At 49.1% G+C, this 7,461-nt stretch carries 4 protein-coding genes; all 4 read right to left on the bottom strand.

Going from position 1 to position 7,461, the window contains the following annotated elements; genetic code table 11:
- Positions 1-264: 264 nt before the first annotated feature.
- Positions 265-2,532, bottom strand: coding sequence for a hypothetical protein (locus tag DXA55_RS12585; RefSeq protein WP_117814365.1), 2,268 nt, complete (start codon positions 2,530-2,532; stop codon positions 265-267).
- Between the two features lie 212 nt (positions 2,533-2,744).
- On the bottom strand, positions 2,745-4,385 hold the full coding sequence (locus DXA55_RS12580; protein WP_158565085.1) for a TIM barrel protein: 1,641 nt from the start codon (positions 4,383-4,385) through the stop codon (positions 2,745-2,747).
- Between the two features lie 205 nt (positions 4,386-4,590).
- Positions 4,591-4,764 (bottom strand): DUF4250 domain-containing protein, encoded by a 174-nt coding sequence (locus tag DXA55_RS12575; protein ID WP_117814363.1) that lies wholly within the window; start codon positions 4,762-4,764, stop codon positions 4,591-4,593.
- Positions 4,761-7,367, bottom strand: coding sequence for an ATP-dependent chaperone ClpB (gene clpB, locus DXA55_RS12570; protein ID WP_117814362.1), 2,607 nt, complete (start codon positions 7,365-7,367; stop codon positions 4,761-4,763). Before clpB ends, DXA55_RS12575 begins: the two co-directional genes overlap by 4 nt.
- Between the last annotated feature and the right edge of the window lie 94 nt (positions 7,368-7,461).

Genomic DNA, 7,461 nt, shown 5'->3' with positions numbered 1-7,461 from the left:
AAGCAGTTTTTGCAACCCGCGGCAGCCACCCGGCTCCGAACTAGGTTTTTCTGTTTCAAAAGAACTCATTCGCATCAGCTCTCGCTGACAGCTTAGTTATAATAACACCGCCCAAAGCAAAAGTCAACACCTTTTTTCGAATTTTCTTATTTTTAGAAAAATATAGTTAATTCTGCATATTTTATATTTTATCTGACTATTTGCAATCTATTCGAAACCGTCCAAAAGAAAAGGCGCCTTCCGGCGCCCTTTCCCTTTCAACTCTTATTTCTCACGTTTACGATAAACAACTGCTCCGACCACTGCTGCTGCAGAAACGCCGAGCAGGATCACCCACAGCATCACCTGTGTGCGGTCTCCCGTGTCCGGACTTTTTGTTGCTTTCTTCAGATAGAATACGGTATCCGCCTGGCCCTTGCTTGAAACGATCGAAATCGTATGCTTGCCTTCTGCCAGACTCTTTGTATACTCGGCCTTCAGCGTAACCTGCGTATTCTCTTTTCCAGCCGTCACATAATTCTTCGCATCAATCTCTTTCTGGTCGATGAGAACCTTTTTAAGATCCTTTGCTTCAAAATCTGCGGTGAAGGAAAGCTCCTTGCCATGCATACCTGACTGATTGACTCCTTTGGTAATCTTCGGAAGATTCTGCGCAGTCATCGGTTTCTGTTTCAGGCTGGCAATCGCTTTTTCCAGCGCTGCCGCATAACCATCCACCGTCTTCTGCTCCGTGATATTCTTTCCGCGTACAATCGCTGCTTTTGCATCATTGACTGCTTTTACGCTCTCGTCCGTGTATTTCTTCAGATCGTTTGGAATCTTCTTCACTGCGGCATCTACTTTGCTGTAGTCCGCATCTTTATACGTAAGGCCGGCAATCGCTGCCTCGATCTTTTTTGCGTAACCGTCTACGCTCTCCTGCTCTGTGACCGGCCGCTCGGTTACGACGCTGTTCTTTGCATCTTCCAGTGCTTTTACAGACGCATCGGTATACAGACTGAGGTCCGCCGGAATCTTTTTGATGGCTTCCTCTACTTTGGAATAATCTGCTTTCCGAACCTGCAGTCCTGCCAGTGCATTTTCAATTGCTGCTGCCCAGCCGTCTACTTCTGCCTGATCCAGAATGGTTTTTCCGCTTTCTACGCTGTTGATCGCTGTCTGAAGCGGCTGAATGCTTTCTTCCGTATAAATACTCAGATCATTCGAAACTTTGGCAAGAGCCGCGTCTACGGAGCTGTAGTCCGCCGGTTTCAGGGTCAGTCCGTCAAGAGCTGCTTTCAGGTTTTCTGCAGACTGATCGACTTCCTCCTGTCTGCTGTCATCCAGATCCCATACAATGGCTTCTTTTGCCGCATTCAGTGCTTTTACACTCTTTTCGGTATAAATGGATAAGTCTTTCGGAATCTTTCCCAGGAGTTCTTCCACTCCCTGATAATCTGCCGGAACCGGTTTGCGTACCAGTGCTGCAATTGCATTCTCCAGTGCTTCCGCATAAGCATCAACTGCCTGCTGCTCTTCTACCGTTTTGGTGCGGTCGATGGATGCGATGACTGCATTCAGTGCTTCCACGCTTTCTTCCGTATAGATAGAAAGATCTCCCGGAACTTTGGCAAGTACTGCATCAACTTCTGTGTAATCTGCGCCAAGAAGCGTCAGTGCGTTTACTGCTGTCTGAATGGCTGCCGCATAACCATTTACGGTTTCCTGTTCAGCTGATGGCAGGTTCTCTTTTACCGCATCTTTTGCTTTCTGAACAGCTGCCGCGCTTTCTTCTGTATACCGGCCCATGTCCTCCGGGATCAGCGCCAGCGCTTCTGTTACTTTGGTGTAATCTGCGGCTTTTACAATCACAGTGAATTCCTGTGTGAAGTCAACGCCGGTTTTCTTTCCGTCTTTGATTGTCGCCAGAAGTTTTACGGTTCCGGCATTCGTTACTTTCAGGTTTGTGCCGTCTAAAACAGCACCTGTCATTCCGGCATCCGTGATTTCCCATGTGATCTGTTTCTGATCTGCATTTTCTGGAACTGCTTTGCCCGTCAGTGCGGTGATTCCCGGGATTTCTTTCGGTATGCCCTGGATTTCTGTTACAGCTACGTACTCATAGGTTCTTATCTGGATTTCAATGGCATCTTTTGTTTCCGTTTCTGCGATCTTTGTTACAATCCAGCTTCCGTTCCAGCTGTCTGCCTTTTTAAGCAGATAATCTGCCGGAGCCTTTTTGGCCTTTTCCGTAAGATCCTTCAGATTCCAGGAAGCCGCCGCTGCGATCACAGCCTCTTTTTCTGTTTTTATTCTTTCTTTGTCATCTTTCTTTTCATCCAGATTTGTTTTTTCTGAAAGTATTCGGATTTCTCTGTTCTCTGCATCATTTTTAATCTCCGTATCTTTGCCGAGAACGTCGCCTGCTTTCAGCGAAAGCTCTCCGAACTTCCACGTTTTGGCTTCCTCTTTTGCGAATGCCATGGTTGGGAACATCGTCACGATCAGAAGCATGGACAGTACAAACGAAAGCATTTTTTTCGTTTTCTTCATAACACAAATCCTCCTTTCCTTTTGATTGTTTTGCAGCCGCCAGGGGCCGCAGTTTCTCTTGTTACTTTCATTATACGTGTGTCAGAAAAAGAGTCAACGGGCCGTAAAAATTCGTAAGAATTCTTGTGCATTTCCGCTAAAATACTTTCAACGTTTTTTCACAATACTTCCATGAATTTTTACGGCCCGTCAGATTTTCTTAAGATATTCCTTTATTTGTGATGAAGCACATATTTCACATACGCAATTCTACGGCTGTCCGGTGCCCAGGAGTTGACGTTGATACTGCCCTGGCCGCCGAAAAGATCCAGCAGTTTTTTCTTTTTCTGTCCGTCATAATCCATCATTCCAAGCGATACATACATGTTCGGCAGATGCTCATTCGGTTCCAGCTCACCTTTAGCGAAGGTCAGGTAAATGACGTGTTTTCCATCCGGCGAAACGTGGCCGAACCAGTTGTTGGCATCGGAATCGGTCATCTGGGTGAGACCGCTGCCGTCACGATTCATCCGCCATACCTGCATCAGACCGCTTCTGGTGCTGTTGAACCAGATGTGCTTTCCGTCCGGTGAATACTCCGGACCGTCGTTGTAGCCTTTGCCGTCCGTCAGGCAGGTTTCCTCGCCGCCGTCTGATGGAATCGTACAGATCTCAATGCGCATGGTCTCCTCCTCCGGCTTTTTGCGGAAGGCACAGTACGCAAGCTCTTTTCCGTCCGGCGACCAGCCGTGCAGATAGCTGAGACCCGGTCCGGTGAGGTCTTTTGGTTCACCGCCTGTCATCGGGAGCACGTAGATGTGGGATTCATACGTTCCATCTGTGAGTTCCGGCGGCATGCAGCTTACCGCCAGCAGCTGGTTGTCCGGTGACGGAACGTGGTCATTGTTGCACTGCACGCAGAAACCGGTATCAACCTGCTCCACATGGTCTTTGTCGATCTCATAGCGGTAGATTTTTCCATCCGCATTATAAAGCAGGGTGTTTCCATCGTTCAGCCAGTTCGGTGCCTCGATGATTCCCGGAAACTCATGCAGCACGGTTTCTTCTCCGGTCTCCACATCCATCGTGCAGAGAATGCTGTCGGTGTTGTCTCTGTCCCCTGTCCATCCGGAGAGCATTTTTCCGGCGCGGCAGGTATCCTCCAGTGTTGCCGCATCCATATCCACAATCTGCAGTGCACCGTTTGCACGGGCGAACTGGAAGCAGGCTTTCAGATCAACCATGCCTTTTCCAAGCAGCGCTTCCTGGCCGGTGATTTTCATATCTTTATAATGAACGGCTTTGACTCGGTCCGCATGCGCCCAGAGGAACTCTTCCGGGTCGACGCCGCCGCAATACATCCAGCCGGCATCTACTTCTGCTCCGACTTTTTCACCGCAGGCTTCCAGTAGATATTCGTACGCTGTTTTTCCATTCACGCGGATACAGATATCTTCTTTTTCGTTGTGGATCAGAAGACCTGCTCCGGCTTTTTCCAGTTCTTCTGCCAGTTCGCGGTATCTTGCAGCGGTTTCGTCCAGAACATCTTTTGTCAGGCGTGCCGGGCTCTTTACGACAAACCAGGAAATGTGGTATTTCTGCGCCAGTTCTGTAAGAATGGCAAGTTCTCTTTCATAGTGGTATTCATCCAGGAAAATGTGGACCGCATGAACCTCAATGTGGTATTTCGCAAGCAGCGGCATTGCCTGCTCCAGATCCTCCGGGATCCAGAAACCGTAGTCCCTGGCATCAACACGGAATCCGAGACACGGCTCGATCTGGCGGTAGCCTGCCTCATAGATTTTCTTTAAAAATCCTTCGGGATCCTGTTTCCATTCTTTGGATACCCCATACATCTGTACACCAAAATACATATTTGTTTCCTCCTTCTCCAGATCCGCTGTTTCCCCATTTTCAGCGGATTTTCTTTTCCTCCATTTTACCACATTTCTTCTATTATAGATATGATTTTTCCTGTCAGTTATAAGAAACACGCTTTGCGTAAAAAAGGCGCCCCGTATGTGTTTTTTCCACATACGGAACGCCTTTTTCCGCCATTTTTTCAGGGCCTGGTTATTCTTATACAAACTGGTTCGTTTTCTCATCGTACTCATAGTCGATGAGCGCCAGTTTTTCCCGCAGATCGGATTCCTCTGTCTGCATGGCCACGCAGAATTCTGCGAGCGACGGGTAAAAATCTCTTAACTGCGTATTGACATAGCTCAGCAGCATTACGGGATCTTTCGGCATCATTCGTCTACTACCTCCACACCTGGTTTGATCATTGCCTTCAGGCCGCCGTTTTCCACATCCAGAAGGATCGTATCGCCCTCGCTGACCTGACCGCCAAGGATCAGTTTTGCGGTGCTGGTTTCTACCTCTTTCTGCACGAAACGTTTCAATGGACGGGCGCCGTAAACAGGGTCGTAGCCGCCCTCGATGACAAACTGTTTTGCAGCCGGGCTCAGTTCGACGGTAAGCTCCTGGTCTGCCAGACGTTTGTTCAGTCCTTTCAGCAACAGATCTACGATATGACCAATGTTGTCTTTTGTCAATGGTTTGAACATAATCGTTTCATCCAGACGGTTCAGGAACTCCGGACGGAAGTGTGCACGCAGATCCTGCATGACCAGGTTTCTCGCCTCTTCGGAGATGCTGCCGTCATCCTGAATGCCGTCCAGCAGATACTGGGATCCGATATTGGAGGTCATGATCAGGATCGTATTTTTAAAGTCTACGGTACGGCCCTGGGAGTCGGTGATACGGCCGTCATCGAGTACCTGCAGCAGAACGTTGAAGACGTCCGGATGCGCTTTCTCGATCTCATCGAACAGAACAACAGAATATGGTTTTCTGCGCACTGCCTCAGTCAGCTGGCCGCCCTCCTCGTAGCCTACATATCCCGGAGGCGCTCCGATCAGACGGGAGACGGAGTATTTCTCCATGTATTCACTCATATCGATTCGAACCATGTTGTTCTCATCATCAAACAGCTTTTCTGCCAACGTTTTCGCAAGCTCTGTTTTACCGACACCGGTAGGTCCAAGGAACAGGAACGAACCGATCGGTTTTGTCGGATCCTTGATTCCGGCTTTAGAACGGATGATCGCATCCGAAACCTTGGTGACTGCCTCATTCTGGCCGATAACTCTCGTGTGAAGTTCATCTTCCAGGCCGAGGATCTTAGTTCTCTCGCCTTCGGTCAGTTTTGCAACCGGGATTCCAGTCCAGCGGGAGACAATTCTGGCAATCTCTTCATCCGTTACACTCTCGTGTACCAGGGAGAGATCTTCATTTTTAACTTTTTTCTCTTCTGCTTCCAGCATCTGCTGTAATTTCGGGAGTTCACCGTACTGCAGTTCAGCGGCGCGGTTCAGATCGTAATCATTCTTTGCTTTCTGGATCTGGCGGTTCATGTCCTCGATCTGCTCACGCAGTTTGGACAGTTTCTCAACGGAACTCTTTTCATTTTCCCACTGTGCCTTTGCAGAATTGAAGGTATCCTTTAACTCAGCCAGCTCTTTCTGCAGTGTTTCCAGACGCTCGCGGCTCAGATTGTCGGTCTCTTTTTTCAGTGCGGCTTCCTCGATCTGCATCTGCAGAATCTTACGGCGCTGCTCATCCAGCTCGGCCGGCATGGAATCCAGTTCTGTCTTGATCAGAGCGCATGCCTCGTCGACCAGGTCGATTGCTTTATCCGGCAGGAAACGGTCGCTGATGTAACGGTTCGAAAGGGTTGCGGCTGCAACGAGGGCACCGTCGGTGATTTTTACGCCGTGGTAAACTTCGTAGCGCTCTTTTAAGCCACGCAGGATGGAAATCGTATCCTCTACGGTCGGCTCATCAACCTGAACCGGCTGGAAACGGCGCTCCAGGGCGGCATCTTTTTCGATGTACTGGCGGTACTCATCCAGCGTTGTGGCACCGATGCAGTGCAGTTCGCCTCGTGCCAGCATAGGTTTCAGCATGTTTCCGGCATCCATCGCGCCGTCGGTCTTTCCGGCGCCGACGATCAGGTGCAGCTCATCGATGAACAGAATGATTTTTCCGTCGCTCTTTCTGACTTCCTCCAGAACGGCTTTCAGACGCTCCTCGAATTCGCCGCGGTATTTTGCTCCGGCTACCAGGGCTCCCATATCGAGAGAGAAAATGGTTTTATCTTTCAGGCTCTCCGGTACATCGCCGTTGGCGATTCGCTGGGCCAGGCCTTCTACGACTGCGGTTTTACCAACACCAGGCTCACCGATCAGAACCGGATTGTTTTTTGTCTTACGGGACAGGATACGGACAACGTTCCGAATTTCGGTATCACGGCCGATAACCGGGTCCATTTTCTGGTTTCTGGCTTTTTCTACGATATCCTGGCCATATTTTTCCAGGGTGTCGTATGTTGCCTCCGGGTTGTCGGTGGTAACTCTCTGGTTTCCGCGCACGGTGCTTAATGCCTGCAGGAAACGTTCTCTTGTGATGCCGTACTCCTGAAACAGTTTTTTCATGGACGAGCTTGGGTTTTTCAGCATTGCCAGGAAGAGGTGTTCTACGGAAACATACTCGTCTCCCATGGCTTTCGCCTCATCCTCAGCATTTATCAATGCTTTATTCAGATACTGACCGATATACGGCTGACCGCCGGATACTTTGACGCGGTCGTTCAGCGCCGTCTCGACACGGTTCAGAAAATGATCTTTGTTGATTTCCATCTTTTCGATCATTTTCAGAATCAGGCTGTCGTCCTGATGCAGGAGGTTATACAACAGATGCTCCTGCTCTATTTCCTGGTTGCCGAAATCGTATGCGGTCTTTTCCAGGTCCTGTACAGCCTGCAGCGATTTTTGTGTGAATTTACTAATATTCATAATCGGCTTCCTCCTTATCTATTTGGGTGCTAACATTCGCTCCGAACAAAAAGAGCGTTGATGTGAATTTTCTTTTCTTTCTTTGTTCTAGTCG

The sequence above is a fragment of the Blautia sp. OF03-13 genome (assembly GCF_003460685.1).
Lineage (GTDB): Bacteria > Bacillota > Clostridia > Lachnospirales > Lachnospiraceae > Fusicatenibacter > Fusicatenibacter saccharivorans.
Note: the sequence above shows the minus strand (reverse complement) of the source record. Positions and strands in the feature narration are given on the sequence as shown.